Origin of the sequence: Bradyrhizobium agreste (assembly GCF_016031625.1) — a bacterium.
GTDB classification, from domain to species: domain Bacteria; phylum Pseudomonadota; class Alphaproteobacteria; order Rhizobiales; family Xanthobacteraceae; genus Bradyrhizobium; species Bradyrhizobium agreste.
The window spans coordinates 1-1,019 of the sequence record NZ_JACCHP010000059.1; the positions used below are offsets into that span (position 1 = coordinate 1).

1 protein-coding gene is annotated in these 1,019 nt (G+C 62.8%); it reads right to left on the reverse strand.

Features of this window, described 5'->3' with window-relative positions; translation table 11 throughout:
* Nucleotides 1–63: 63 nt before the first annotated feature.
* Nucleotides 64–345, reverse strand: a complete 282-nt coding sequence (locus tag HZZ13_RS36295; protein ID WP_246504702.1) for a hypothetical protein — start codon at nucleotides 343–345, stop codon at nucleotides 64–66.
* Between the last annotated feature and the right edge of the window lie 674 nt (nucleotides 346–1,019).

The window sequence follows — 1,019 nt, forward strand, 5'->3', positions numbered from 1 at the left end:
GAGATCACCCCACCCCGCTCGCGCTTACGCGCGATCGACCCTCCCCCTCCAGGGCTACCGGATTCACAGATCACCTCCGGGGATCATTAGCTTTGCACCGCGCTTCATGGCCTGGAACTCGAGCCAGCCCTCGAGCATGACGATCGGGCCTGGCTTGCCGTAATAGCCGGTCCATCCGCCGAGGCGCGCGCAGCTTGGGTCTGCGCGCGCCAGTGATCCCTTCGGATGGGGATTTTTCTGTCGCTCCGTCTTGCCTTCAAGTTGAGCGCAACAGGCTTCCAGCAGGGGAACGTCCTCGGGCTCGAATGCATCGCTCAGGGCCTCTGCGGCCCCTGAGCGATGCATTCGAGCCCGAGGACGTTCCCCTGCTGGAAGCCTGTTGCGCTCAACTTGAAGGCAAGACGGAGCGACAGAAAAATCCCCATCCGAAGGGATCACTGGCGCGCGCAGCTTGGGTCTGCGCGCGCCTCGGCGGATGGACCGGCTATTACGGCAAGCCAGGCCCGATCGTCATGCTCGAGGGCTGGCTCGAGTTCCAGGCCATGAAGCGCGGTGCAAAGCTAATGATCCCCGGAGGTGATCTGTGAATCCGGTAGCCCTGGAGGGGGAGGGTCGATCGCGCGTAAGCGCGAGCGGGGTGGGGTGATCTCTCCACACGGAGACCGCCCGCGTGGAGAGATCACCCCACCCCGTCGCACATTCCGCTGCGCTCCATGCGCGCCGACCCTCCCCCTCCAGGGGAGGGTAAGAGCGCCTCAGCAAAATCAATCACTTAGCTACTGTGCATGGGGTTGTTTTCGCAACTTTTGGCTTGCCGCGCCCGTGTCCCCGGAATCCATTTGACTCCTCCCCGATTCTGATTCGACTCAAGGCCATCCCCAGCTTTAACCACCCCGCGCGCTTGTGCACCCCCGCAAAACTCCATCTAGTGCGCAACCAGGACGAGTCCCGCGACATGTTGCGTGAACGGAACGGGACTCACAGGAGAGTCAGCGATTCGGCCGCGATTCGTTCTAGAG

Excerpts from the sequence above, each read along its gene's own strand:
- HZZ13_RS36295 (WP_246504702.1), bottom strand. The coding sequence starts at position 345 with ATGCATCGCTCAGGGGCCGCAGAGGCCCTGAGCGATGCATTCGAGCCC.